This is a genomic window from Acinetobacter sp. YH16056_T (genome assembly GCF_024605895.1).
In the GTDB taxonomy this organism is placed as follows: Bacteria; Pseudomonadota; Gammaproteobacteria; order Pseudomonadales; family Moraxellaceae; genus Acinetobacter; species Acinetobacter amyesii.
The window spans coordinates 3,033,633-3,058,478 of the sequence record NZ_CP094545.1 but is presented as its reverse complement, the minus strand read 5'-3'; the positions used below and the strand labels follow the sequence as shown (position 1 = coordinate 3,058,478).

Annotated in this window: 22 protein-coding genes, 4 tRNA genes and 1 pseudogene; 24 read left to right on the top strand and 3 right to left on the bottom strand. The window is 42.1% G+C overall.

Translation table 11 applies throughout. The features are described from left to right. The first annotated feature begins 180 nt into the window (after positions 1–180). Both MST17_RS14860 and MST17_RS14855 read left to right on the top strand, forming a co-directional pair. Complete coding sequence (locus MST17_RS14860; protein ID WP_180025934.1) at positions 181–1,263, top strand: diguanylate cyclase domain-containing protein; 1,083 nt, start codon at positions 181–183, stop codon at positions 1,261–1,263. A 181-nt stretch (positions 1,264–1,444) separates the two neighbouring features. Beyond that, complete coding sequence (locus MST17_RS14855) at positions 1,445–1,855, top strand: PH domain-containing protein (protein ID WP_180025935.1); 411 nt, start codon at positions 1,445–1,447, stop codon at positions 1,853–1,855. Positions 1,856–1,907: 52 nt separating this feature from the next. Here the strand turns inward: MST17_RS14855 and MST17_RS14850 are convergent, their stop codons facing one another. Continuing rightward, positions 1,908–2,966 (bottom strand): AAA family ATPase, encoded by a 1,059-nt coding sequence (locus tag MST17_RS14850; protein WP_180025936.1) that lies wholly within the window; start codon positions 2,964–2,966, stop codon positions 1,908–1,910. Positions 2,967–3,144: 178 nt separating this feature from the next. On the opposite strand from MST17_RS14850, the gene uvrC reads away from it, so the two are divergent. The 3 genes from uvrC to pgsA all read left to right on the top strand — a co-directional run bounded on the left by uvrC (position 3,145) and on the right by pgsA (position 6,564). Beyond that, the gene (gene uvrC, locus MST17_RS14845) at positions 3,145–4,944 is read left to right on the top strand and encodes an excinuclease ABC subunit UvrC (RefSeq protein WP_078193131.1); all 1,800 of its coding nucleotides are present in this window, start codon (positions 3,145–3,147) and stop codon (positions 4,942–4,944) included. A 133-nt stretch (positions 4,945–5,077) separates the two neighbouring features. Next, positions 5,078–5,872, top strand: a complete 795-nt coding sequence (locus tag MST17_RS14840) for a thioesterase family protein (RefSeq protein WP_180025951.1) — start codon at positions 5,078–5,080, stop codon at positions 5,870–5,872. A 104-nt stretch (positions 5,873–5,976) separates the two neighbouring features. Then, positions 5,977–6,564 (top strand): CDP-diacylglycerol--glycerol-3-phosphate 3-phosphatidyltransferase, encoded by a 588-nt coding sequence (gene pgsA, locus MST17_RS14835; protein WP_078190467.1) that lies wholly within the window; start codon positions 5,977–5,979, stop codon positions 6,562–6,564. A 750-nt stretch (positions 6,565–7,314) separates the two neighbouring features. Here the strand turns inward: pgsA and MST17_RS14830 are convergent. Both MST17_RS14830 and argH read right to left on the bottom strand, forming a co-directional pair. After that, positions 7,315–7,584 carry an oxidative damage protection protein gene (locus MST17_RS14830; protein ID WP_078190466.1) on the bottom strand — a complete coding sequence of 90 codons (270 nt, stop codon included), beginning with the start codon at positions 7,582–7,584 and terminating at the stop codon, positions 7,315–7,317. Between the two features lie 27 nt (positions 7,585–7,611). Further along, positions 7,612–9,042, bottom strand: a complete 1,431-nt coding sequence (argH, locus tag MST17_RS14825) for an argininosuccinate lyase (protein ID WP_171319324.1) — start codon at positions 9,040–9,042, stop codon at positions 7,612–7,614. On the opposite strand from argH, the pseudogene MST17_RS14820 reads away from it, so the two are divergent. The 19 genes and pseudogenes from MST17_RS14820 to tuf all read left to right on the top strand — a co-directional run bounded on the left by MST17_RS14820 (position 9,033) and on the right by tuf (position 24,829). After that, a pseudogene (locus MST17_RS14820) lies at positions 9,033–10,186 on the top strand (sensor histidine kinase). The gene argH and the pseudogene MST17_RS14820 sit on opposite strands and share 10 nt — an antisense overlap. A 53-nt stretch (positions 10,187–10,239) precedes the next feature. Then, entirely contained in the window at positions 10,240–10,980 is a 741-nt protein-coding gene (locus MST17_RS14815) for a LytTR family DNA-binding domain-containing protein (RefSeq protein ID WP_180025938.1), read from the top strand. 95 nt (positions 10,981–11,075) lie between these two features. Further along, positions 11,076–11,993, top strand: a complete 918-nt coding sequence (hemC, locus tag MST17_RS14810) for a hydroxymethylbilane synthase (protein WP_218949166.1) — start codon at positions 11,076–11,078, stop codon at positions 11,991–11,993. Positions 11,994–11,996: 3 nt separating this feature from the next. Continuing rightward, positions 11,997–12,776, top strand: coding sequence for a uroporphyrinogen-III synthase (locus MST17_RS14805; protein ID WP_180025939.1), 780 nt, complete (start codon positions 11,997–11,999; stop codon positions 12,774–12,776). Then, a complete protein-coding gene (locus MST17_RS14800) occupies positions 12,773–13,615 on the top strand; it encodes a hypothetical protein (protein WP_180025940.1) in 843 nt (280 codons plus the stop codon). The genes MST17_RS14805 and MST17_RS14800 overlap by 4 nt, the downstream gene beginning before the upstream one ends. Before the next feature lie 6 nt (positions 13,616–13,621). Continuing rightward, positions 13,622–14,815: a heme biosynthesis protein HemY gene (locus tag MST17_RS14795; protein ID WP_180025941.1), complete on the top strand. Its 1,194-nt coding sequence runs from the start codon at positions 13,622–13,624 to the stop codon at positions 14,813–14,815. A gap of 9 nt (positions 14,816–14,824) precedes the next feature. Further along, entirely contained in the window at positions 14,825–15,256 is a 432-nt protein-coding gene (locus tag MST17_RS14790; RefSeq protein ID WP_180025942.1) for a thioesterase family protein, read from the top strand. 142 nt (positions 15,257–15,398) lie between these two features. Next, the gene (locus MST17_RS14785; protein WP_180007248.1) at positions 15,399–15,725 is read left to right on the top strand and encodes an H-NS family nucleoid-associated regulatory protein; all 327 of its coding nucleotides are present in this window, start codon (positions 15,399–15,401) and stop codon (positions 15,723–15,725) included. A 167-nt stretch (positions 15,726–15,892) separates the two neighbouring features. Next, entirely contained in the window at positions 15,893–16,636 is a 744-nt protein-coding gene (gene gspN, locus MST17_RS14780) for a type II secretion system protein N (RefSeq protein ID WP_180012120.1), read from the top strand. Then, a complete protein-coding gene (locus MST17_RS14775; protein WP_180025943.1) occupies positions 16,636–17,502 on the top strand; it encodes a type II secretion system protein N in 867 nt (288 codons plus the stop codon). The genes gspN and MST17_RS14775 overlap by 1 nt, the downstream gene beginning before the upstream one ends. Before the next feature lie 42 nt (positions 17,503–17,544). Next, a complete protein-coding gene (gene gspD / locus MST17_RS14770; RefSeq protein ID WP_180025944.1) occupies positions 17,545–19,776 on the top strand; it encodes a type II secretion system secretin GspD in 2,232 nt (743 codons plus the stop codon). Positions 19,777–19,853: 77 nt separating this feature from the next. After that, on the top strand, positions 19,854–20,603 hold the full coding sequence (locus tag MST17_RS14765) for an FHA domain-containing protein (protein WP_180025945.1): 750 nt from the start codon (positions 19,854–19,856) through the stop codon (positions 20,601–20,603). Positions 20,604–20,680: 77 nt separating this feature from the next. Next, positions 20,681–21,349: a phosphoglycolate phosphatase gene (gene gph, locus MST17_RS14760; RefSeq protein ID WP_180025946.1), complete on the top strand. Its 669-nt coding sequence runs from the start codon at positions 20,681–20,683 to the stop codon at positions 21,347–21,349. Between the two features lie 117 nt (positions 21,350–21,466). Continuing rightward, positions 21,467–22,960 (top strand): anthranilate synthase component I, encoded by a 1,494-nt coding sequence (gene trpE, locus MST17_RS14755; protein WP_180025953.1) that lies wholly within the window; start codon positions 21,467–21,469, stop codon positions 22,958–22,960. A 98-nt stretch (positions 22,961–23,058) separates the two neighbouring features. Further along, positions 23,059–23,134 (top strand) — tRNA-Thr (locus tag MST17_RS14750). A gap of 54 nt (positions 23,135–23,188) precedes the next feature. Next, positions 23,189–23,272: transfer RNA gene (locus tag MST17_RS14745), tRNA-Tyr, on the top strand. Positions 23,273–23,310: 38 nt separating this feature from the next. Then, positions 23,311–23,386: transfer RNA gene (locus MST17_RS14740), tRNA-Gly, on the top strand. A gap of 23 nt (positions 23,387–23,409) precedes the next feature. Next, a tRNA-Thr gene (locus MST17_RS14735) sits at positions 23,410–23,484 on the top strand. 154 nt (positions 23,485–23,638) lie between these two features. Beyond that, entirely contained in the window at positions 23,639–24,829 is a 1,191-nt protein-coding gene (gene tuf / locus MST17_RS14730) for an elongation factor Tu (RefSeq protein WP_078190047.1), read from the top strand. Positions 24,830–24,846 lie beyond the last annotated feature (17 nt).

Here is a 24,846-nt window from a genome sequence, read left to right as displayed (position 1 = left end):
TGACGTCCGAACTTAAGCCCATGCAAAACCGTTGAGCTGAAAGAAAAGCGTCATCATCAATGATAGCCAAAACCCAAAGGTGAACGGTTGAAGCTTTGCATGCAGGCATGAAGACCTACTGCATAGAAACCCTGTTTAAACGCCTGAAGGGATTGATTTGGCGGGAAGGGGATCCGATTCATGAAAGCAACCAACCAAACATTGATGCATCAAATGCATATTTCGATGCAAGATATAGAACGACGTAAACAGTTGCTTGGCTTGACTGATTTAGAGCTGGCGGAATTGGCTTCGATTGGTGGGATTGTGGCGCCGATACTCGACAGTATGGTCGATGAATTTTATGAAAATCAGACCTCAATTCCAGAAATTGCCACTTTGATTGGTGATCTTGATACCTTGAAGCGTTTGCAACGCGCGCAGCATCAATATTTATTGGATTTATTTTCCGGGCGCTATGACAGCGCGTATGTGAATAACCGTTTACGGATTGGTTTGGTTCATAAGCGCATTGGTGTAGAGCCGAAGTTGTATCTCTCTGCGGTACATACCCTAAAGACCATGTTGTTTCGCTTAATTCAGCGTACCTTTAATGATACGGAACAATATCAGCGGATTATTAACACGTTGGAAAAGCTCTTTATGTTCGATACTACATTGGTGGTGGAAACCTATGTATGGAGTTTGATTAATGAGGTGAAGATCTCCCGTGAAAAAATGGAACAGTATGCGCATGCGCTAGAGTTTCGTGCACAAGAAATGGAAGAGCTTTCACAGCGCGATCCATTAACAGGACTGTTAAATGTCCGGCATTTATCGACCTTATTGACCAGTATTTTATATACCGCACAGCGTAATCATGAACCTGTGACAGTAGTGTTTATTGATATCAATGATTTTAAAAAGATCAATGATGAACAAGGTCATCCACGTGGAGATCAGGTACTACAAATGGTTGCTGCGGCCATAAAGTCGGTTGCACGTTCGGATGATCATTGCTTCCGTTATGGCGGAGACGAATTTTGTTTGGTCTTGCCCGGATGTAGTGAAAAGCATGTGGAAGGGAGTTTTATCCCGCGTTTATTAGAAGCAGTGGCTGAAATGGAAGCAGGCTTAAGTTTAAGTATTGGGTTGTGTCAAACAGACCATCAGCAAGGCTATGTAGATGCGATGAGCTTAGTACAACAAGCCGATGCTAAAATGTATCAAGAGAAAAAGAATTATAAACGTTTGCAGGAACAACCCATGTCGAAAGAAGCGTGATCTGAGCCTAGAGAATGTCAAAAATGACAATGGATGAATTGCAAAACTTGAGCTAAATGGGTCTTAATCTTCCTGGAAATAATGTGATAAATACGCTTATTTCCTGCAAAAAATAAAGCTGAAATAGCAGATGCATCCTTCAAAATCTTGTATAGAATAAAAGCTGTTGATGGGGGATAAGATGCAAGTTTTTCGTTCAAAAAAAGATTGGTGGGTGGTCGCATTTATTATTTGTATGAGTGGCTTGCTCATTCAATTATTACTGACGATGCAAGCTAAAGGTACCATGCAGCAATATCCTGTTCATACCGCCGTGTACGTGTTGACGGTGCTGATTTTATGGTGGCCTTTCAATACGCGTTATCAAATCACGAAAACACATTTGAATATCCGCAGCATGTTTGTGCGTTGGCGTATTCCATTGGTCGAGATTCAGCGCGTTAGTCCAAGTCAGGATTTATCTGCTGCGCCTGCGCTTTCGATTAAACGTTTAAAAATCGAATATGTGCAGGAGGGGAAAGCCAAATTTGTCATGGTTTCACCCAAAGACCAGCAAGCTTTTGCGCAGGCATTGGGCATCAACTTAAGTTGATTATCAATTTGGTTGCTTAAAATCAATAGAAAGCACGCGATCACGTGCTTTTTTATGAATTAAGTTCGTCGGTGATCACCAACTTGTCGTGTTGTGCATCTAAGTGTAATTGAGTTTGTTCAGGATACTGTAAAAAATACATCGCCAAAATTGGCTCAAGTTCTACTCGTATTTTTCGTGCTAAATGTCGTGCGCCATAACGAATATCATGGTTCTGATAAAAATGTGCTTTGGCTGCATCTGTGAGTTTGATACTGCGTTTTTGATGTTGTAGGCGTTGATTAAGTTTTTCCAGTTCAATCTCCACCAAACGGGGCAAGGCATCATCTTGAACGGGTTGATATTGCAGTACACGGTCAATACGGTTAATAAATTCAGGGTCGAATTTACGTTGCATGACTTTTTCAATAATGCTGCTGACCGGCACGCGTTTGAGACAAACCTTCTGTATTTTTTCGGGTAAAAAATTTAACTTATCTAGATATTGCTGTGCCGCTTGTGCACCGACATTGCTGGTCATAAAGATCATACAATTACGAAAGTCGATGGTTTTTGTACCTGAGGTTAGGGTTAATTTTCCGCTATCCAGCACATTCATTAAGCCGCGAAGCACTTCGGTTGACGCTTTTTCCAGTTCATCAAAAAGCACGATGCCCGGTCGGGTATGACTACCTGCAATGGCAACTTCATCAAATAAACTATGGCCTTCTTTAGAACCGACATAGCCCGGAGGCGCGCCAGTAATGGCAGCCGCATAATGTTCCTGTGCGAGCGTGTTCATATCAATACGGCAAAAGGCATCAGGTCGGCCATAAATCACTTCACTGATTAAACGCACAGTTTCGGTTTTACCAACACCTGTCGGTCCAAGCATTAAGGTTACGGAGAGTGGTCGTTCAGGACTGGAAAAATCAGCCTTGACCACATGCAGCATTTTTTCAATTTCGTCTAATGCTGCTTCTTGTCCAATGATCCGTTGCTTTAAGCGTTGCATAACGTCATGCGGTTCAAAATGAAAACGCGGCTTACCCATCAAACGGTTTTTTTCAGCAGTGCTATGCGTCGAAGTTGTCGGGTGTACGACATGGATGGCGGGATTGGCGTTCGTCATGCATCATGTTCCTAAAGCGGGATGTTTTGAGCATAGCAAATTTAGAATTTTGCATTAATAGATTTTAGCAATCAGATCATTGCTATGAGCAACAATAAATTTGCGGGATTGCTTGAAAATGCAGATAAAAGCATCACATCATGTCAAAGAGCAATATCGAAGATGGAACAAGGCAAAAGTGAACGAAAACGCACGCGAACATATTGAAAAAATTCTTGCCAATATGACGACTCTACCCGGTGTTTACCGCATGCTGGGTAAAGACGGTGAGTTGCTGTACGTGGGTAAAGCAAAGAATTTAAAAAATCGTGTGTCGAGTTATTTTGTGAAAACCATTGAGCATCCCAAGACGCAGGCTTTGGTTGCCCGTATTTATGATATTGAAAGTTTGGTGGTGCGTTCTGAAACGGAAGCCCTATTGCTCGAACAAAACCTGATTAAGTTGCATCGTCCGCCGTATAACATCATGCTGCGTGATGATAAGTCTTATGTTTATATTTTTATCTCTGCCGATAAACCCTATCCACGAATTGCCGCAGGACGTGGGAAAGGTAAGCATCAAGCTGGTAAGTTTTTTGGGCCTTATCCGAGTGCTTATAACGCGCGTGATACTTTGGTGGTGCTGCAAAAACTGTTTAATGTGCGTCAGTGTGAAAATAGCTATTTTTCACAGCGCAAACGACCATGCCTGCAATACCAAATTAAACGTTGTTCCGCGCCTTGTGTGGGGTTGATCTCACCCGAAGATTATAAAGAAGATGTCAATAACTCGATTCGGTTTTTACAAGGCGACACTAAAGAGCTTAATCAAGAGCTGATTGGGAAAATGGAAGCTGCGGCCGAAGCTTTGGAGTTTGAAAAGGCGGTGTTTTATCGTGATCGTATGGCGCTGCTGCGTGATGTGCAAACTCAGCAAGCGATTTATAAAGTCAAAGGCGAGGCAGATATCATTGCCATTGCTTATCAAGCCGGTGTGACCTGTGTGCAAATCATGCATGTGCGCAATGGCAAAATGCTCGGCGGAAAGAGTTATTTCCCTGATATGCAGGGTGATGATCTAGGTCAAATGCTCTCGGACTTCATTGCCAATTTCTACTTTCAAGTTGCAGATGAGATTCCAACTGAACTCATCATCAATGTCGATATTCCAGATCGCAAAGACATGGAAGATGCACTACATCAGCACTTTGATAAAAAAATTCAAATCAAACATAAAGTGCGTGAAACCCGTGCAGAGTGGCAAGAATTGGCACAGATGAATGTACAACATGCGATTAAAGGTAAATTGGCTGACCATTTTGAATTGAATGAGCGCTTTCATCAGTTAGAGCAAGTGGTAGGGCGGCCGATTGACAGTATTGAGTGTTTTGATATTTCTCATACCATGGGTGAAGCAACCATCGCGTCTTGTGTGGTCTTTGATGCGGGCGGCGCAAGAAAGCGCGACTATCGCCAATTTTCCATCAATGACATTACCGAAGGCGATGACTATGCTGCCATGCGTCAAGCGCTGACCCGTCGCTATAAAAAGCACATGTTGCCCGATTTGTTGTTAATCGACGGGGGTAAAGGTCAATTACACATGGCGATGGAAGTCATGCAGGAGCTCGAGCTCGATGCGTTTATGGTCGGGGTGTCCAAAGGTGAGGGGCGTAAACCGGGTCTGGAAACCTTGCACTTTACCGATGGTGAAAAAATTCAATTGCCCGAAGACCATAAAGCCCTGCATTTGATTCAACAGGTTCGTGATGAAGCCCACCGCTTTGCCATTACCAAACACCGAGCGAAAAGAGATAAAAAGCGCGGCTCATCGGTACTTGAGGTGATTCCGGGCTTAGGGCCAAAACGTCGTCGGGATCTTTTGACCCATTTTGGTGGCATTCAAGGGGTGTTGAAGGCTTCTGAAAATGATTTAAAACTAGTGCCGGGCTTAGGCGATGTGATGGCGCGCACCATTTATAAAATCCTACATGAATAGAGACTAAGTTCAATCGATGACGCATCAAGTCTGAATTTGCCAAAATACTCATTGACGCATGAGTCACTGATCATTCACATCATTTGATTTTTATACAATGATATAAAAATCAAAAATATGATCAGGGATGATGATGTCACTCGCACAGTTGTATCAACATATTGAACACAATGAATGGGTTGAGATTCCAGAAGGATGGTTGCAAGGACGTACGATCTATGGCGGCTTAGTGGCTGGCATGATGATGCACAAAGCCGTTGCCACCATTGCCGATCCGCAGCGACGTTTACTCAGCTGTAGTGTGACATTTGTAGGCCCAGTACAATTGGCGCCCGTGCGTTTAAGTGCTGAAATTTTAAGACAGGGCAAATCCGTCACCACCATCGAAGTTCGACTTTGGCAAGATGATGCAGTACAAAGCATTTTATTGGCGAGCTTTGGTGTTCCACGTGAATCAACTATTGCCGTCAATCAGGAACGTCAAGCACCCGATTTCCCTGAAGTGAGCAGTTTAAAGATCGCCGAACATCATCCACTTGCACCCCAGTGCTTTCAGCAAATGGATTTGGCCTGGGTAGATGGGCAGTATCCGTGTACTGCAAGCAAAAAGCCTGACTTTAGTGGTTGGATGCGTTTTAACCCAGAACGTCATGATAACCGTAAGATGACTGTTGCTGACCTAATGGTCTCGATGGATATGTGGCCGCCCGGCGTGCTGCCTATGTACAAAACCATGGCACCTGCGAGTTCTTTAACGTGGACGTTGACCTATGTGCATTCCTTGCAATCAAACTTACATAATTGGTTTAAATATAAAGTATTTACCGACTATGCCGCGGATGGATACGCTACAGAATATGCTCATTTATGGGATGAAAATAACCAGTTGATAGCGATTGCGCGACAGACTGTTACGGTGTTTGCCTAGTGACACTGCGGGGCATTTCGTATAAAGTGAGTGCAACTAACGATGGATAAATCCTCAAATTATTCTGCATTTTCATCGTGCATGAGGGGAAAACTGGGGTGTCTATGACAACAGGTCGAATCCTGAATATTCCTAATATTTTAACATTGGCACGAATTGCTTTAATTCCTGTGTTTTTGTTGGTGGCGTATTGGCCACCTGCAATGGGCGTGGGTGAGCATGCTGCAAGCATGTCACGTCATATATTGCTGACCGCTATTTTTGTGATCGCAGCTGTCACTGACTGGTTTGATGGCTATCTTGCGAGAAGTTTAAATCAGACTTCAGCATTTGGACGTTTTCTCGATCCTGTTGCAGATAAACTGATGGTCGCAACAGCCTTGATCGTCTTGGTGCAATGGCAACCAACCATTTCGATGGCCTTTGCAGCGATTGTGATTATTTCACGTGAAATCACGGTGTCTGCGCTACGTGAGTGGATGGCTGAATTAGGCGCACGTACCAGTGTTGCGGTTTCAACCGTTGGTAAATATAAAACAGCATTTCAGATGATTGCGATTTCAGTGTTCTTGCTGAATTGGCAGCCCCTAGAAATGTTGGCCTATGGATTGCTCTATACAGCTGTTGTTTTAACGTTATGGTCGATGTTTATATATTTGAAAGCCGCATGGCCGTATTTAAAACAACCTTGATTTAAAAGTAAGTTATGAAAAGCTCCGTTATCGGGGCTTTTTTATTGCCGAGCTTTTAAAAAAATTGAGGGTTTGACTAGTTTGAACAGCGCTTCATTTGATTAGAGCTTGACGTTAAATGTGAGACGTTGGCGCAAATTTTGGATAAAAAAATTCCCAGATTTTGGGGGAAATCTGGGAAGGAAAATCGGGGTTACTTATCGCTATTATGGAAGATGTTTCCATCTCCTTGATTGCTATTATAGGAAAGCAGATTTAGAAATACATGGAGTTTCTTGTAGTGTAATGTTGTGTTTTATTGAGAAATGTATCACAAATTTACATTAATAATTTTTGATACAAATTGGCCGATAACTTTGGTAGGTTTTGTTTGGATTTAAACGATAAAAATCGATATATGTGATGATAAAAATACAATTAACATTATTTAAATAATAGATTCATCTATTTAAGTTTAAATAAAATTGATCAATGGATAAAAGATTTTTCAGCAATGATAAAGATCATTTCTCAATGAAAGCTTACACAGACGTCATCTTTGTCTTACGAAAAAAAGCAGTGCTCCTAAGCACAAAAAAAAGGAGCCTTTTTAGACTCCTTTTTGAGATTTGAAGCTACGCGCTTCGCTTGTCTTGCGTAATTTTTAGAGCAATAAAAAAGAATCCCCAAGATTGGAGATTCATTTCAATTAAAGCTTACGCACAGCATAGCTGCTTGTCTTGCGTAATTTTTAGAGCAGCGCTCTAAAAATTACTCAGGCTTTAGGCCTTCGGCTTTTTCTAAAGATTCATCATTGCTGAAGAATTTTTCACGCTGCTCTTCAAGGAACTTTTTCGCGTCAGCTTCAAACACGTTTAAACGTTTTTCATTGATCAACGTAGTTTGGTGTTTTAGCCATTCTTGCCAAGCTTGTTTAGATACCGTATCAAACAATTCTTGTCCCTTTGCACCAGGGAATGGTGCAAAGTCTAAACCTTCCATTTCAGCCTGATATTTACGGCAAAAAACTTGTCGAGACATATCAATACTCCATTTAACTTGAAAAAGTTATGCGTAAAGTTTTTCTAAACGTGCGTGTGCGCGTTCAATTGCTGCTTCAACTTGAGCAGGTGCAGTACCACCAATGTGGTTACGTGCATTGACAGATGCTTCAAGTGTTAATGCTTTTTCGAAGACATCGGCTTGAATCAAGTCAGAGAATTGTTGAAGTTGCTCAAGGGTTAATTCTGAAAGGTCTTTGCCTTCTTGAACACCGAGGGCAACCGCTTTACCCACAATTTCATGCGCATCACGGAATGCTACGCCATTTTTAACGAGGTAGTCGGCAAGGTCAGTTGCAGTTGAGAAGCCACGCAGCGCTGCTTCACGCATGATGTCAATGTTTGGCACTAGTGCAGGGATCATGTCGGCAAATGCCATGAGTGAGCCACGAACAGTATCGATTGCATCGAATAGTGGTTCTTTATCTTCTTGGTTGTCTTTGTTGTATGCCAATGGTTGACCTTTCATCAGGGTCAATAGGCTCATCAAGTCACCATATACACGGCCAGTTTTACCACGGATCAACTCAGGAACGTCTGGGTTTTTCTTTTGCGGCATGATTGAAGAGCCAGTGCAGAAACGGTCAGGGATGTTCACAAATTTGAACTGAGCCGATGTCCAAAGAATCATTTCTTCTGACATGCGTGATAAATGCATCATGATGAGTGATGCTGCCGCATTGAATTCAATACCAAAATCACGGTCAGATACGGCGTCTAAAGAGTTTTCAGCGACAGCTTCAAAACCTAGTAATTCGGCAGTGAATGCACGGTCAATTGGGTAGGTTGTTCCTGCAAGTGCAGCAGAACCTAAAGGCATACGGTTGGTACGTTTACGGCAGTCGATTAAACGCTCTGAGTCACGTACCAACATTTCAAACCACGCCATTAAATGGTGACCAAAAGTCACTGGCTGTGCAGTTTGTAAATGCGTGAAGCCCGGCATGATGGTATTGGTATTTTTCGCCGCTAAGCCTAGGATGCCTTTTTGTAATTTTTTCAATAATTCTAAAATCGCATCGATTTCGTCGCGAACATACAGACGGATATCGGTTGCAACTTGGTCATTACGACTACGACCGGTGTGTAGTTTTTTACCTGTAATACCGATACGTTGAGTCAAGCGTGACTCAATATTCATGTGCACATCTTCTAGGTCAATGCGCCATTCGAAGTTACCCGCTTCAATTTCTGCTTTAATGGTGTTTAAGCCATTAATAATATCGTCACGCTCTTGTTCAGTTAGAACGCCAACTTTTGCAAGCATGGTTGCATGTGCAATTGAACCTGCAATATCTTGTTTATAAAAGCGTTGGTCAAACTGTACAGATGCTGTAAATTCAGCAACAAAAGCGTCAGTAGCTTCGGAAAAACGACCGCCCCACATGCCTGAAGTTTGGGCTTGTGACGGATTTGAGGAATTAGAAGATGTGGTCATGTCGGCTCAATAAGATAAAAAGCATAGAACTGAGCAAGAGTATAGCAAATTCGAACCCAGTTGCCGAAGGGCAAGTTGATCAAACTTTTAGACAGGGTTTAGGTCTATGACAATTTCTGTATTTTCAGGAAAAATGGGCCGTTGGCACTATCTGTGGGAGCTGTTTCTTGCGGGCAATATTGTGGCTTTGGTTTTGGTCTTGGCCCAAGCTCAATCGTGGCAAGCCTTAAGTGTTTCCAGTGTCATGCAGCATGTGTTGTTTATTAACTGGATATTATTGGCATTTGCTGCATTTTCAGAGCTTTTGCAGAGTAAGACGCGTGGTTTAAGCATGAAAATGCTCATGTTTAGCGGGTTTGTTTTATTGCAAGCTTTGGTGTTGTTCACCACCTTAATTTTAAATGTCTTGATCTATTTTGGTGAAAATTTCAGTTTAACTGGATTGAGTGCAGACGTTTTAGCTGCTGGTGTAGTTTTAAATCTGAGCTATGGGGTTTTACTTGGCGCATTTTGTTTTCGATATTTATATTTAAGAGAGCAGTGGGGGCGACAACATCATAGTGAATTAAACGCACGTATTCAGGCGATGCAAGCTCGGATTCATCCGCATTTTTTATTTAATAGCTTAAACAATGTGATTAGCTTGATTGCGATTGACCCAGATAAAGCGGAGCAAATGCTGCTGAATTTATCGCGTTTGTTCCGTGCGAGTTTTCAAGAATTGAAGTTGGTAAGTCTCAAAGATGAGATCGATCTGTGTCAGCGTTATTTGGCCATCGAACAAATGCGATTGGGGGATCGGCTCAATGTGGAGTGGAAACTGGCCGACATTGAACAGTACGCTCAAGTACAAATTCCACTATTAACTTTACAACCTTTGTTAGAAAATAGTATTTTTCATGGAGTCGAAAAGATTTTGACAAAGAGTACGATAAATATATTGATTGAAATATTACAAAATCAAATTAATATCGTTATTACAAATCCTTATACACAGGATACAATTAAATTACGTCAGGGGAATGGTATTGCCATCGAAAACGTGAAACAGCGACTTGAGGCATATTATGGTCAGCATGTCACTTTTCAAACCTACGCAGGCGAGGGAATGTATACGACTGTGGTGCAATATCAATATAAATAGAAATCTCAGTTGACCAATAAAAATAAATGACGTTAACGAGATAAGGAGGAGAAATGGACATCCTGATCTGTGATGATGAGCCTCTAGCAGTAGAGCGATTGTCACGTTTAGTCACTCAACTTGGACATCAGGTGGTTGCGAAAGCTTCGTATGGTCAACAAGCGATTGACTTGGCTCAAAGCCTCGAGCCTGATGTCATCTTACTAGATATACAAATGCCTGAAATGGATGGGCTGACTTGCGCTAAATTGTTGCGTGAATTAGATCCCATGCCCGCTATTATTTTTTGTACTGCATATGATCATCATGCACTTGATGCATTTAAGTCGAATGCAGAGGGATATTTACTAAAACCGGTTATGCAACAGGAATTGCAGCAGGTTTTAGATCATTTAACTAAATTAACCCAAGCTCAATTGAGCACGATAAAACAAAAAGAAAATATGGACGAAATTAAAATCAGCCGCCATCAAATCGCGGCAAAGACTTATCGTGGTGTAGAACTGGTCCCTGTGGAAAATATTTATTATTTTCTTGCAGATCAGAAATATGTCACTGTTCGGCATAAAAATGGCAATGTACTTATTGATGAAACGCTGAAGGATTTAGAGCATGAATTTGGTGATCGCTTTATACGCATCCATCGCAATGCCTTGGTGTCTGTGAGCTTTTTAGAGGGTTTAGAAGTCGTAAGCTCGGGGCAGTATCAGGTGCGTTGTCGAGATTTAGAAGAGCGTTTGGCGGTCAGCCGTCGACATTTACCGAATTTACGTGAGCGAATACAAAAATTATAGGGCAAGTGTCAAAGCACATTGCGAATTAAGCTTGCATTTTCAACTGAGCAAGTTAAGTTTAGAATAATAGCCCTATAGACTGTATTTTAAAATTTATGAATATCCTTAAGATCGCAACTCGACAAAGCCCGCTTGCACTTTGGCAGGCGGAACATATTCGTGCACGCTTAGAAGCACTTCATGCAAATTTGAAAGTTGAGTTGGTGACCTTTGTGACCCAAGGTGACAAGATTCTAGATACCCCTTTAGCCAAAATTGGGGGGAAAGGATTATTTGTAAAAGAATTAGAAGCGGCGTTGTTGGATGGTCGTGCAGACTTGGCAGTTCATTCGATGAAAGATGTGCCAATGGCTTTGCCTGAAGGTTTAAGCTTGGCCGTGATTTGTGAGCGTGAAGATCCATTAGATGCTTTCGTTTCAAATACCTATAACAGTTTTGATGATTTACCACAAGGTGCGAAGGTGGGGACATCGAGCTTGCGCCGCAAATGCCAAATTTTAAAACAACGTCCAGACCTTGAGATTATTGATCTGCGTGGCAATGTGGGTACGCGTTTATCTAAACTCGATGCGGGCAACTATGATGCGATTATTTTGGCCAGTGCAGGGTTGAAGCGTCTGGGTTTAGCAGAGCATATTCGTCATACTCTTGAGCCTGTTGTGAGTTTACCTGCAGTTGGACAAGGCGCATTGGGCCTAGAATGTCGTAGCCAAGATCAAGCTGTATTGGATTTAATTTTGCCCTTAATGCACGCAGAGACCAATGCCTGTGTACGCGCAGAACGTGCTTTTAATGCATATCTAGAAGGTGGCTGCCAAGTACCGATTGCAGGTTATGCAACCTTAGAAAATGGTCAGATTCATTTGGAAGGTCGTGTCGGTAGTGTTGACGGTCAAACCTTGTTGAAAGCACAGCAAGTAGGTCTTCCCGAACAAGCTGAACAGTTGGGTGTCAAATTGGCCCAAGACTTGTTAGCCCAAGGTGCAGGTGAAATTTTAAAGGCACTGTATTAATACATGCTTTTTATCAATACACGTCCAGCAGATCGTGCAACGCAGCTTAGCTTGACGCTGCGCTCTGCGGGTGTTGCTGTGGCTGAGCTTCCATTACTTGAGCTCAAGCCGCGGGCATGGTCAGAAGCATTGGCAGCGTGCTACGCCCAGTTGAGTGCTGCGGATGTATTGGTTGTGGTGAGCCCCTCTGCGGTCACCTTTGGTATACAAGGTCTGCGTAAGGCAGGCATTTCACTTGAACAGCTCGAACATACTCAATGGATTGCAGTCGGTGACGCAACCGCAGCAAAGCTGGCTGATTATGGCATTCACAGTGTTGTGCCGCAGGTGGAAACCTCAGAGGGAATGCTCACCTTAAGCCATTTAGAACAATTAGAGGCCGGGGCTTGTGTAGCGTTTTGGCGCGGTGAAGGTGGTCGTCAATTTATGATGCAGCAGTTGCTAGCACGTGGCATTCAGATTCTCAATTTTGTGCTATACGAACGGCATCTACCGGAAGAGACCACTCAAAAAGTAAAAACACTCATTTCTGAACATCAGTTGTCATCTCCGTATTGTATGTTGATCACCAGTGAGGCCAGTTGGCTCAATTGGCTTGACTTGATTCAGTCGCATTTATCAGTGCTGAGTCATGCACATTTTTTAGTTTTAGGTGCAAGGTTGTTCGAGCTACTTGAGCAAAGTCGTATAACACTGAACAAAGATTTTAAAATTATTCAACTCGAAGATTTAAACGCGACACACATATTGCAGCATGTGCAAGTCGTGCAGGGAAATACATGAAGAAGTTGTTTGTCGTTGTGGTCATTGTCGCCGTACTTTGGTTGGCTAAACTCAGTTTTGACCTATTTCAGGTCAATGCTCAACAAACCGAACTGATGCAACAACAAACTTTATTGCAACAGCGCAATGCAGGTTTGAATGATCAGGTCGTGGCTTTGAAACGTCAGTTGAGTGGCACAACGACCGAGATGTCGGCTGCAACGACATCGAATGCTTCGATTGCTGCTGAGGCGACCCATAGCATTGAGCCAATGATGGTGGTGGGTCAGCAACTTGATTTGGTTGAATTTGCCATGCAGCAACAACAATTTGCTGTCGCTTTGGAAAAATTAAACCAATTAGACCAACAATTAGATCAGTTGAGCTTGTCACCTGCATTGCGTATGAGTTTGCATCAGGTGATTCAAAAAGACCGTGAGACCTTAAAGCAATATGTGACAGAGCGTCAGTTGCAATCTGATAAAGTGAAAAATACCCTGCAATCCATCGATCAATTGTTAGAAAAAGAAATATTGCAGCCATACAGATCAAAAGAGCAGCAAAAGGGTCTTTCTTTTTGGCAAAAATGGATTCAAGTCGAATCGGTCGAGCAACCGAGTCCCGTATTAATGCAGCGTAGCTTGGTATTAAAAGAAATGCAGTTGCGTTTAATTTTGGCTCAGCAAGTTTTAAATCAAGGAAAATATCCTCAATTTCAACAAGAAATTACTGAAATTATTCAAATTATGCAGCAATTGCCAGATGCTTCATTAAAACCAATACGCCAACGTTTAGAACAATTAAAGGATATTCCGGTTATTTCTGTACCGCTTTTAAATACTCGGGCACTCATAGGATAATCGACTATGAAACATATTTTATTGGCCTATTTATTTATTAGCTTATTGGTTGTTGCCATTATTAGTTTGCTGAGTTTTGGACATGGTGCAGGCTATGTCTATTTATACTGGCGTGAATGGCAAGTTCAATCTAATATTTGGTTTTTAGCATTATTGCTGGCACTACTGAGTTTGATCGTGCAAATGCTTTGGTATGCGGTTAAACGTTATTTAAGCCGAGAACAACGTAAATCTGAAACGGTCTTTAGTTTTAATAAACTACATCCCTATGAGCAATTGGCTGTTATTTGGCTTTTAAATGCTGCGCAAGATCAAAAAAACTTTATTCAGCAAGCTTTTACTGAGTCTGGATTATTAAAAGGGGTGATCGATGCGCGTTTATATTGGATTCAGCAACAATATGAAACCGCACTAAATGCATTAAGTCAGACCAATCCAATGGCTTTTGAACTTGCAGAATTGCAACGGATTGAAATTTATTTATCCCAACACGATGGTGAAAAGGCATTAACCCATCTTGAATTTTTGAATCAACATCAATTATCACCCTGGTTACAAAAAGTCAGTAGTGCCTATGAGCAGCGCTTAACTACGCTGTGGGGGATGTTTGCTTTGCAGTTTCCTTGGTTGTACTTGCGTTCGACACGTTATGGACATTTAGATGAGTTGACAAAACAAGCTTGGTTGGAGCAATTGTTATCTGCGTTTGATCAAGCTGATGTCGATGATTTGCAGTATTTAAAACAGCGCTATTTGGATTTGCAGGATCAAATCACAGAGCGGAAATATGTGGTCAAAGTGCTGTGGTTAAAAGTCTTGTCTCGTATGCCAGAGATGAGTCAGGAACATGAGCAATTGGCTATTCATTTGCTGGAACAGCAATTTAACAAAGAAGTGTTCTTTTTGTGGTTCCAGCAAAAAATGCTGAAGCAAAACCCTGACTATGTGGCTGTAGAACAGCAGATTCAACGTTGGGAAGAAAAGTATCCTGCGCTGCCTGTTTTTAGTTTTGCAAAATGGAATATTTACCAAGCGACAGCACGCCAAGCTGAGGCAGATGCTTTATTAGAATTATATCCAGATGATGTATTAATGAGTTATTTACGCATCAAGTCAGCTTTAAATCAGCAGGAAGATTTGACCAAACAATTAAATTTAATATTTGAAAATAATTCTAATTTTATGGAAATTAGAATATAAGGACATTATATGCAAGAAAATTTAGCTCAATATTCATTGATTCATACTCAACACGTAGCTTGGGGGGATATGGATGCTTTTGGTCATGTAAATAACGTGCATTATTATCGTTATATGGAAAGTGCGCGGATTGGTTATTTAGATCAGTTGGATATATTTAATCAGTCTGTGGTTACGGTTGTTGCTTCAAGCCAGTGTAAATATTTAAGCCCCGTGGTTTATCCTGATATTTTAAAAGTGGCAACGCGCGTTGAAGAATTAAGAAATAGTGCATTTCGTATGGGTTATATATTATGGAGTGAACAGCAACAAAAAATCGTTGCAACAGGCGATGCGGTTATTGTGTGCGTGGATAAAATGACCCTGCAAAAAACCTCTATTCCAGAAAATATTAAAACCAAAATAAAAGCCTTAGAAAATTCAGTGGGAAATAATATTTAAATACAATTTAACTTTATATATTTTAAGGAGTCGTGTTAAAATATTGTAGTAAAATGAAAATTATTTATTGAATAAAAATTTTATTATAATATTATGAGCGAGTTTTCATAAGCATTATTAAAATGAAATTTTGGAGTTAAAGATTATGCCTGATATTAGTAATTTATCAGTTGAAGAGTTAAAGAAGCTTCAAGTAGAAGCTGAAGCACTGATTGCATCTAAAAAAGATCAAGCGATTGAAGATGCGTATAACCGTATTGTTGAAATTGCAGAAAATTTAGATTTAAGCGTTGAACAAATTCTTGAATTTGGTTTAAGCAAACGTAAAAAATCAACGCGTAAAGCGGTTGAGCCACGTTACCGTAGCAAAACCAATGCAGATGACACGTGGACTGGTCGTGGTAAACAACCACGTTGGTTAGTGGCTGAGTTAGAAAAAGGCGCGAAACTAGAAGACTTCTTAATTTAAGAACAATTCATGAAATCGTCATATCCTGAGTTCAGGATAATTAAACCAGGCAAATGCCTGGTTTTTTTATCTCTTTGAATTGGCTATGCAGAAAAAGTATGCATAATGTGTCTATAAAGAAAAATGTTTAAATGATGGAAAAAAATTGATGGATCGGTTGTGGTGGGATGATCAATAAAACTAATAATATTCGGTGGCTCATTTTTGCTGCGATCAGTTTTTTAATTTTCGTTATGCTGCAAGTGCCAGCAGCGTGGCTCATTACAAAGTTTTATAAAAATAACCAAATGCTACATAACGTCAGTGGCAATATTTGGCATGGGCAAGCAGATTGGACACGAGGAAATTTGAAAGGCTCCTTAAACTGGAACACACGCCCGTGGGACTTGATTTTATTACGCTTGGGTGCAAATGTTGAAATTCATAGTGGCAATACCAAACTGCAAGGTGTTATGGGGTATGGTTTTGGCAAAAGTATCAGCATCAAAAACTTAGAGGGTCAAATTGCCCCTGAAACTTTAAAAAGTTTTGCCGATTGGCAATGGCCAACGAATGCCATTCAATTAAAAGATGTGCAGTTTAAATATAAGCCACAACAGGGATTTAGTCAGTCATTAGGCGAGATGCAGTGGGCAGGTGGGGATTTATCCTTTAGCTTTGCACAGCGTCAAGAGTCAATGAATGTGCCTGCCATGTTAGCTCAATTAAAAGATGATAATGGCAAATTGTCGATTGATGTTCGAGATCAACGCGAACAAAAGATGATGAATTTATCACTTGAGCCAGACCTCATGTTGGATGTGCAATTAACCCAGCGCTTTTTGATGAATGTTGCTTCCTATGAAGGTAAGGCAGGATTAGATACGTATGTGATTAGTTCGCGTCAACCTCTATTGAGTGGGGTGAACTGATGGCTGACTATTTCGAAAAAATCCGCGAGATCAATTGGAAGCAAACAGATCGACTTGCACCTGTGGTCTTGGCTTTAATAATTTTGTACCTGTGCTGGAAGTTAGCCGCTTTATTTTGGTTATTGATTGCACCGCCACAAGCCATGCAGTTAGACCGAGTTGAATTGGGTTCACAGCAAACGCAAGTTCCTAATATTAGCTCTTTTGCCTTGTTTCAGGAAAACCGCAGTTCAGCAGCTGACGCGCAGTTAAATATGGTGTTACAAGGTGTGGTGGTTGGACAGCCAAGTCGCTACTCGTCGGCAGTGATTAAGGTCAATGAGAGTTCAGATCGCTACTTGGTTGGAGAAACCATTCAAGGTTCATCATATCAACTGGCTGAAGTTTATTGGGATAAGGTGATTTTAACGCAGGGTAATGGTGCACGGCGTGAATTAGCGTTCCAAGGTATTGAAAACGGATTAGATCAACCGATTGTCCCTACAGCCAATGCAACATCAGGCGGATCTTTGCAAAATAACAGCATGCAAAATGCAGCTAATCCTGCAAATTCAGGGCAAGGCACGACGCAGTCCGCGATTGGTCAGGCCGTACAACGCATGACAGAAAATCGTGAGCAATATCTGCAGGAAATGGGGGTGAATCCATCAGGTAATGGTGGGTTTGAAGTTTCAAATCGAACACCTGCAGCCTTAAGAAATAAATTGGGTTTGCAGCCGGGTGACCGCATCATGTCTTTAAATGGGCAGGCGGTCGGTGCAGGACAATCTGAGGCGCAATTATTAGAACAAGCCCGCCGTGAAGGGCAGGTGAAACTTGAAGTCAAACGTGGTGATCAAGTGATGACCATACAACAGGATTTTTAGTGATGTTTCATCACTTTATAGGGTTAGGAAACACAGGCGTATATGGCTTTATTTAATAATAACCGTTCAACTTTAGCTGCCTATGCCATGGTGCCCTTGGTTGCTATGGTCAGCACAGCAAGTTATGCACAAACATGGAAAATCAATTTACGTGATGCAGATCTTACGGCATTCATTAATGAAGTCGCAGATATCACGGGGAAAAATTTTGCAGTTGACCCACGGGTACGAGGAAATGTAACGGTTATTTCCAATAAGCCTTTAAATAAAAATGAAGTCTATGACCTGTTTCTCGGTGTATTGAATGTCAATGGCGTGGTGGCGATTCCATCGGGCAACACCATTAAACTGGTTCCAGACAGTAATGTAAAAAGCTCGGGCATTCCTTATGATGCGCGCCACCGTGCGTCTGGAGACCAAATTGTCACCCGAGTAATTTGGCTTGATAACACCAATGCCAACGACTTAATTCCAGCCCTACGTCCACTGATGCCGCAATTTGCACATTTGTCAGCAGTGGCGGGGACCAATGCGCTGATCGTCTCAGACCGTGCTAGTAATATTTACCAGCTCGAAACGATTATTCGTAATTTAGATGGAACGGGTCAAAATGATATCGAAGCCGTGACGCTGCAATCGAGTCAGGCCGAAGAAATGATTGGGCTGTTAGAGTCGATGAGTTCGACCGGCGCATCAAAAGACCCGAAAGGTTCACGAATTCGTATTATTGCGGACAATCGAACCAATCGTATTATCATTAAAGGTGATACAGCGACACGTAAGCGTATTCGTAAGATTATTGAGACCTTAGATGTGCCTGCTGCAGATCGATTGGGTGGATTGAAAGTTTTTCGTCTAAAGTATGCAAGTGCCAAAAACTTGTCAGAAATCTTACAAGGCTTGGTCACAGGGCAGGCCGTTTCGAGTACAAATTCATCGAATAGCTCAAATAGCAGCACGATGAACAGTTTAATGAATGATAGTAACAGTTCGAATTCACAGTCATTCAGTTCACAAAATAACACCAGTTCAGGTATTAACCTCAACAGTAATAACTCTTCCAATAATACGCAAAACGGTATCTCAAGCTTTAATGCCAATGGCGTGAGTATTATTGCTGATGCCACACAAAATGCACTGATTGTGAAAGCAGATCCGCAGCTCATGCGTGAAATTGAATCTGCGATTCAGCAGCTCGATATTCGTCGTCAGCAAGTGCTGATCGAAGCGGCGATTATTGAAGTCGAAGGCACGGATACCGATCAACTCGGTGTGCAATGGGCGTTGGGTGATATCAGTAGTGGTATCGGCTTAATTAACTTTGATAACTTTGGTTCTAGTTTAAAGAATATTGCCGCAGGTTATTTAACTGGTGGCGCTGCGGGTGCAGGTAGCGCGGTGAGTGCGGGTACTTCTTTGGTCCTTGGTGATTATCGTGAAGGCAGTGATGGTTCACGCAAACTCTATGGTGCGATGATTCAGGCCCTAAAAGAAAAAACCAAATCGAATCTATTATCTACACCGTCGATTGTGACGATGGACAACGAAGAAGCCTATATTGTGGTGGGTGAAAACGTTCCATTTGTGACAGGTTCGGTCACCACCAATGGTGGCACAGCCAATCCATACACATCGATTGAGCGTAAAGATGTCGGTGTGACGTTGAAAGTTGTGCCGCATATTGGCGACGGTGGTTCGGTGCGTTTAGAGGTCGAGCAAGAAGTTTCTGATGTAAAAGACAATAAAGGCCAAGCGTCGGACTTGGTTACGACTAAACGTGCGATCAAAACCTCGATCTTGGCAGAGCATGGTCAAACGATTGTGTTGGGTGGTTTGATCTCTGACAATACATTGCATGGGCGTCAATCGGTTCCTGGGCTAGGGGCTATTCCTGTACTGGGTAAACTTTTTAGTTCGGAAGGAAAATCCAACAGTAAACGTAATTTGCTGATCTTTATTCATCCGACTATTGTTGGAAATTCTGCTGATGTGAAGAAAATGTCTCAGCAGCGTTACAGTCAGCTCTATAGTCTGCAACTGGCACTGGATAATGATGGTAATTTTGCGAAATTGCCTGAAAATGTGGATGATGTGTATCAACAGCGCATACCTGTTTCAAAAGGTACAGCGCCAGCCCCTGTGTATAAGACGGTACCGACAGCACCACAAATGACACAGCCAGCGGCAGTGGTCTCCACGCCAGTCGCCATTGAACCTGCGGTGAAGCGCCAAACCATTACCGTACCGAATGGCAAAGTGGCGGGCACGCCTTAGGTTAGACGGCAGGGTGGTTTAGCTTTGAAACCACAGCATGCTATGATGAAAAAAACGAGCAATAGAGAATTAACTTCATGACTTGGAAAATTCAAGCAATTTCTGGTGATTTAACAGGACAAGAAATTAGTATTGAGCGAGATATGTTGGTGGGGCGTCATCAACAAGCAGATATTGTTTTACAAGAATCTGATGTATCGCGTAAACATGCTGCCTTTGTACTGAAAGATCAGGCACTCTGGTTGCAAGATCTCAATTCATCTAATGGGACGTTTATTAATGATGTCCGTTTGACTGGTGAATCACTTTTAAAAGAAGGTGATATTGTACAGTTTGCCAGTGTGAAGTTTAGTTTATTGGCTCCAGCTAAAGCTGTTCAGATTCCAGCGGATATCGAACAAAGCGTTGAAGCATTGCAAACAGAAGAAATTACACCTGTTCAGCAGCCGTCTGAAGCTGTTGCAGTTTCTGAAAATGTGGCACAAGAGTCTGTAGCAAACACGTCTGAGACTAAGGCACAAGAGCCTGTCGTTAAAACCGCAGCACAACAAATGAATGATCAAGGTATGCCAGAGTTGAAAGAGCGAGATAGCTCAGTTCAATTGACTCGTGATGGTATGCCGACCAATGTAGATGTGCCTAAACCTGCACCAATTCCTGAGGGAATTGACGTAACTGCTGTTCCGAAAAATGAAGCATGTGATGTAGAAATTCCAGCGACATGTGTAGAGCAAGAGCGTGAAGCGCAAAAAAATGCCTCTGTGGGCTTAATCTCAGTCATTGTTTTAATCATTCTTGCAATTATTGCATGGGTCTTGTTTAAATAAACCGAGACATTCCTCAAAAGGCATGCATGGGCATGCCTTTTTTATGGGGAAAATTTACAAAAAAATAGAGGGACATTATGTTTGAAGTTCGTTTAGCAGAACGCCAAATGATTTTATTTGATCTGGATGGAACGCTAGTCGATTCAGCATCTGACTTACATCGTGCGATGAATATGAGTTTAAATGCGTTGCAATTACCGTTGGTCACAGAAGCGCAGGTGCGAAACTGGATTGGGAAAGGAACTTCATTGTTTTGTCATAGCGTACTTGAATACTTGACCGGGAAGGTGGATGCCGCACAGCACCATCTTTTACTGGAAACTTTTCTAAAGATTTACAATGCAGATCCTTGTGTTTTGACGCAGCCCTTTGACGGCATTCTAGAGTTCTTGGATTGGGCAAAAGCAGAAGAGAAAATTCTGATTTGTGTGACCAATAAACCAGAGCAACCGGCACGCAGTATTGTGCAGGCACTAGGTATGCATGAATACTTTGATGATGTGATTGGCGGAGATCGTTTTGAAGAGCGTAAACCACATCCCAAGCAGCTAGAGTATTGTGCGGAGCATTATGCCTTGCCGAAACAGCAAATTTTGATGGTGGGTGATTCTGTCAATGATGTAGAGGCAGCACGTCGTGCGGGTATTGATTGTATTGTGGTCAGCTATGGCTATAATCATGGTGAAAATATTCGAGATTGTCAGCCGCAGCACGTGGTTGATAACTTAAAAGAATTATTGGGTTGAAATAAGTAGGGTTAAGGAAGTGAAAATGAGCAAGTGTGTAGGTTTTCGATGGCGTCACTCAATCAGCATGAGAAGAAATTAACTGAAATTGACCACGCGAAATATAGAGAAACCCAAATGACTACACAAACTCAATTTGAACAACTGAAAACTGCTGGATATAACTTGATTCCGGTATATCGTCAGCGCTTGGCAGATACAGAAACTCCACTTTCTGTCTTTGCGCGATTAAAACAACATAAACAAGCCTATTTATTTGAATCTGTAGAGGGTGGCGAAAACTGGGCACGTTACTCCATTATTGGTTTGGGTGAGTCCACCGTATTTTCGTGTAATGAAGGGCAGTTGACCGTTCAACATGCTGATGGCTCGATTGAAAAACAACAATGTGCAGACCCATTTCAATACATCCGTGACTTCCAAGCACAATATAAAGTCCCTACACAGCAAGATTTGCCTGCGTTACCGAGCTTTACCGGTGGATTGGTTGGATACTTTGGTTATGACGCTGTGCGTTATATCGAACCGAAGCTCAATAATGTGCCAGAAGCTGACCCAGTCGGGATTCCAGATATTTGGATGATGCTATCTAAAACCGTCATTGTCTTTGATAACCTCAAAGATACTTTATTCTTAATTGTACATGCCGATGTAAATGATGCTGAGGCCTATACCCAAGCGCAGCAACAATTGGATGAGCTAGAAGAACTTTTGGCAACCCCAATTGCACTCAAAGCAAATAAGCATACTGCACCACAGTTTGAATCCATCACTGGACATGACAACTTTATTGACTCTATTGCAAAAGTAAAAGAGTACATTAAAGCCGGTGATGTGATGCAGGTTGTGCCGGGCCATCGTATGGTATCCGATTTTGATGGTGAGCCTTTGCAGGTCTATCGTGCACTACGTCACCTCAATCCATCTCCATATTTGTTCTTGGTGCAAGGGCAAACACTTGAGAATGACATTCCCTTTCATATCGTCGGTTCATCACCTGAAATTTTGTCCCGCCTAGAAAATGGTGTAGCAACAGTTCGTCCTTTGGCGGGCACGCGACCACGGGGTAAAACCAAAGAAGAAGATTTAGCGCTAGAAAAAGATTTGCTATCTGATGAAAAAGAAATTGCAGAGCATTTGATGTTGATCGATTTGGGGCGAAATGATGTTGGACGTGTTTCTAAAATCGGTAAAGTTCACGTGACTGATCAAATGGTGATCGAACGTTATTCGCATGTCATGCACATTGTGTCAAATGTACAAGGTGAAGTACGTGATGATGTCGATGCTTTGGATGTTTTTAAGGCAACATTCCCTGCGGGTACGCTTTCAGGCGCACCAAAAATCCGCGCTATGGAAATTATTGACGAAGTTGAACCAGTAAAACGTGGAATTTTTGGTGGTGCTGTTGGTTATTTAGGCTGGCATGGGGAAATGGACATGTCGATTGCGATTCGTACCTGTGTAATTCGAGAAAATAAGGTCTATGTTCAAGCTGGAGCAGGGGTAGTGTATGACTCAAATCCTGAATCAGAGTGGAATGAAACCCAAATAAAAGCTCGCGCAGTGATCAAAGCGGTTGAATTATCATCAAATGGATTGATTTTATGAGTTTTTCACGTTTTTTTTAGAAAAAACACTTGCAAGGATTTCAAGATTTGCTAAACTGCACACCGTTCCGATACGAAACGTACGAAACACTAAGAAACGCCGGCATAGCTCAGTTGGTAGAGCAACTGACTTGTAATCAGTAGGTCCACAGTTCGAATCCGTGTGCCGGCACCATCTTAGAAAGTTTGAGAGTGAGTAGAAAGAACGACACTGAAGTAAGTGTAAAATGGTGAGGTTCCCGAGCGGTCAAAGGGGGCGGACTGTAACTCCGCTACGAAAGTTTCGAAGGTTCGAATCCTTCCCTCACCACCAATTTTAAGACTTCAATAAGTGGTTTGTACCAACATCGTGCGGGAGTAGCTCAGTTGGTAGAGCGGTAGCCTTCCAAGCTACATGTCGCGAGTTCGACCCTCGTCTCCCGCTCCATATCTATTGAAGTGCTTATATTTGCTCTTATAGCTCAGTGGTAGAGCACTCCCTTGGTAAGGGAGAGGTCTCGAGTTCAAATCTCGATAAGAGCTCCAGATTTTACAGTTTAGCAACTTTAAATGTTGCACAAGATTCCAGAAGCAGGCTTTTTAGTCTGCTTTTCAAGTATTGGGTGTTTATTTTTTTAGGCGATATGTCGGAGCTGGGTTTTACTCAGAATTGTGTTCGACGTAAACGAGGAAGAAAAGCATGGCTAAGGCTAAGTTTGAACGTAATAAGCCACACGTTAACGTGGGCACAATCGGTCACGTTGACCATGGTAAAACGACTTTAACAGCTGCAATTGCAACTGTATGTGCAAAAAAATTCGGCGGTGAAGCGAAAGATTACGCTGCAATCGACTCTGCACCAGAAGAAAAAGCACGTGGTATTACAATTAATACTTCACACGTAGAATACGATTCTCCAATCCGTCACTACGCTCACGTAGACTGCCCAGGTCACGCCGATTATGTTAAAAACATGATTACTGGTGCTGCGCAAATGGATGGTGCGATCCTTGTATGTGCTGCGACTGATGGTCCAATGCCACAAACTCGTGAACACATCCTTCTTTCTCGTCAGGTAGGTGTACCTTACATCGTTGTATTCTTAAACAAATGCGACCTTGTTGACGACGAAGAACTTCTTGAATTAGTAGAAATGGAAGTTCGTGAACTTCTTTCTACTTATGACTTCCCAGGCGACGACACTCCAGTAATCCGTGGTTCTGCTCTTGCAGCGCTTAACGGTGAAGCTGGTCAATACGGCGAAGACGCTGTAGTTGCTCTTGTTGAAGCTCTTGACTCTTACATCCCAGAGCCAGAACGTGCTATCGACCTTGCATTCCTTATGCCAATCGAAGACGTATTCTCAATTTCAGGTCGTGGTACAGTAGTAACTGGCCGTGTTGAAACTGGTATCGTGAAAGTAGGCGAAGAAGTTGAAATCGTTGGTATTAAAGATACAGTTAAAACAACTGTAACTGGCGTAGAAATGTTCCGTAAACTTCTTGACGAAGGTCGTGCGGGCGAGAACTGTGGTGTTCTTCTACGTGGTACTAAACGTGAAGACGTTCAACGTGGTCAAGTACTTGCTAAACCAGGTACAATCAAACCGCATACTAAATTCGACGCAGAAGTATACGTACTTTCTAAAGACGAAGGTGGTCGTCATACTCCATTCCTTAACGGTTACCGTCCACAGTTCTACTTCCGTACAACTGACGTAACTGGTGCAATCGCACTTAAAGAAGGCGTTGAAATGGTTATGCCTGGTGACAACGTAGAAATGTCAGTAGAATTAATCCACCCAATCGCAATGGACGCTGGCTTACGCTTCGCGATCCGTGAAGGTGGCCGTACAGTTGGTGCGGGTGTTGTTTCTAAAGTAACTGCATAATATAATACAGTTATCTT

Coding starts and splice junctions, on each gene's coding strand:
- MST17_RS14860 (WP_180025934.1), top strand. CDS start 181: ATGAAAGCAACCAACCAAACATTGATGCATCAAATGCATATTTCGATG.
- MST17_RS14855 (WP_180025935.1), top strand. CDS start 1,445: ATGCAAGTTTTTCGTTCAAAAAAAGATTGGTGGGTGGTCGCATTTATT.
- MST17_RS14850 (WP_180025936.1), bottom strand. CDS start 2,966: ATGACGAACGCCAATCCCGCCATCCATGTCGTACACCCGACAACTTCG.
- MST17_RS14840 (WP_180025951.1), top strand. CDS start 5,078: ATGTCACTCGCACAGTTGTATCAACATATTGAACACAATGAATGGGTT.
- pgsA (WP_078190467.1), top strand. CDS start 5,977: ATGACAACAGGTCGAATCCTGAATATTCCTAATATTTTAACATTGGCA.
- MST17_RS14830 (WP_078190466.1), bottom strand. CDS start 7,584: ATGTCTCGACAAGTTTTTTGCCGTAAATATCAGGCTGAAATGGAAGGT.
- argH (WP_171319324.1), bottom strand. CDS start 9,042: ATGACCACATCTTCTAATTCCTCAAATCCGTCACAAGCCCAAACTTCA.
- MST17_RS14815 (WP_180025938.1), top strand. CDS start 10,240: ATGGACATCCTGATCTGTGATGATGAGCCTCTAGCAGTAGAGCGATTG.
- hemC (WP_218949166.1), top strand. CDS start 11,076: ATGAATATCCTTAAGATCGCAACTCGACAAAGCCCGCTTGCACTTTGG.
- MST17_RS14805 (WP_180025939.1), top strand. CDS start 11,997: ATGCTTTTTATCAATACACGTCCAGCAGATCGTGCAACGCAGCTTAGC.
- MST17_RS14800 (WP_180025940.1), top strand. CDS start 12,773: ATGAAGAAGTTGTTTGTCGTTGTGGTCATTGTCGCCGTACTTTGGTTG.
- MST17_RS14795 (WP_180025941.1), top strand. CDS start 13,622: ATGAAACATATTTTATTGGCCTATTTATTTATTAGCTTATTGGTTGTT.
- MST17_RS14790 (WP_180025942.1), top strand. CDS start 14,825: ATGCAAGAAAATTTAGCTCAATATTCATTGATTCATACTCAACACGTA.
- gspN (WP_180012120.1), top strand. CDS start 15,893: ATGATCAATAAAACTAATAATATTCGGTGGCTCATTTTTGCTGCGATC.
- MST17_RS14775 (WP_180025943.1), top strand. CDS start 16,636: ATGGCTGACTATTTCGAAAAAATCCGCGAGATCAATTGGAAGCAAACA.
- gspD (WP_180025944.1), top strand. CDS start 17,545: ATGGCTTTATTTAATAATAACCGTTCAACTTTAGCTGCCTATGCCATG.
- MST17_RS14765 (WP_180025945.1), top strand. CDS start 19,854: ATGACTTGGAAAATTCAAGCAATTTCTGGTGATTTAACAGGACAAGAA.
- gph (WP_180025946.1), top strand. CDS start 20,681: ATGTTTGAAGTTCGTTTAGCAGAACGCCAAATGATTTTATTTGATCTG.
- trpE (WP_180025953.1), top strand. CDS start 21,467: ATGACTACACAAACTCAATTTGAACAACTGAAAACTGCTGGATATAAC.
- tuf (WP_078190047.1), top strand. CDS start 23,639: ATGGCTAAGGCTAAGTTTGAACGTAATAAGCCACACGTTAACGTGGGC.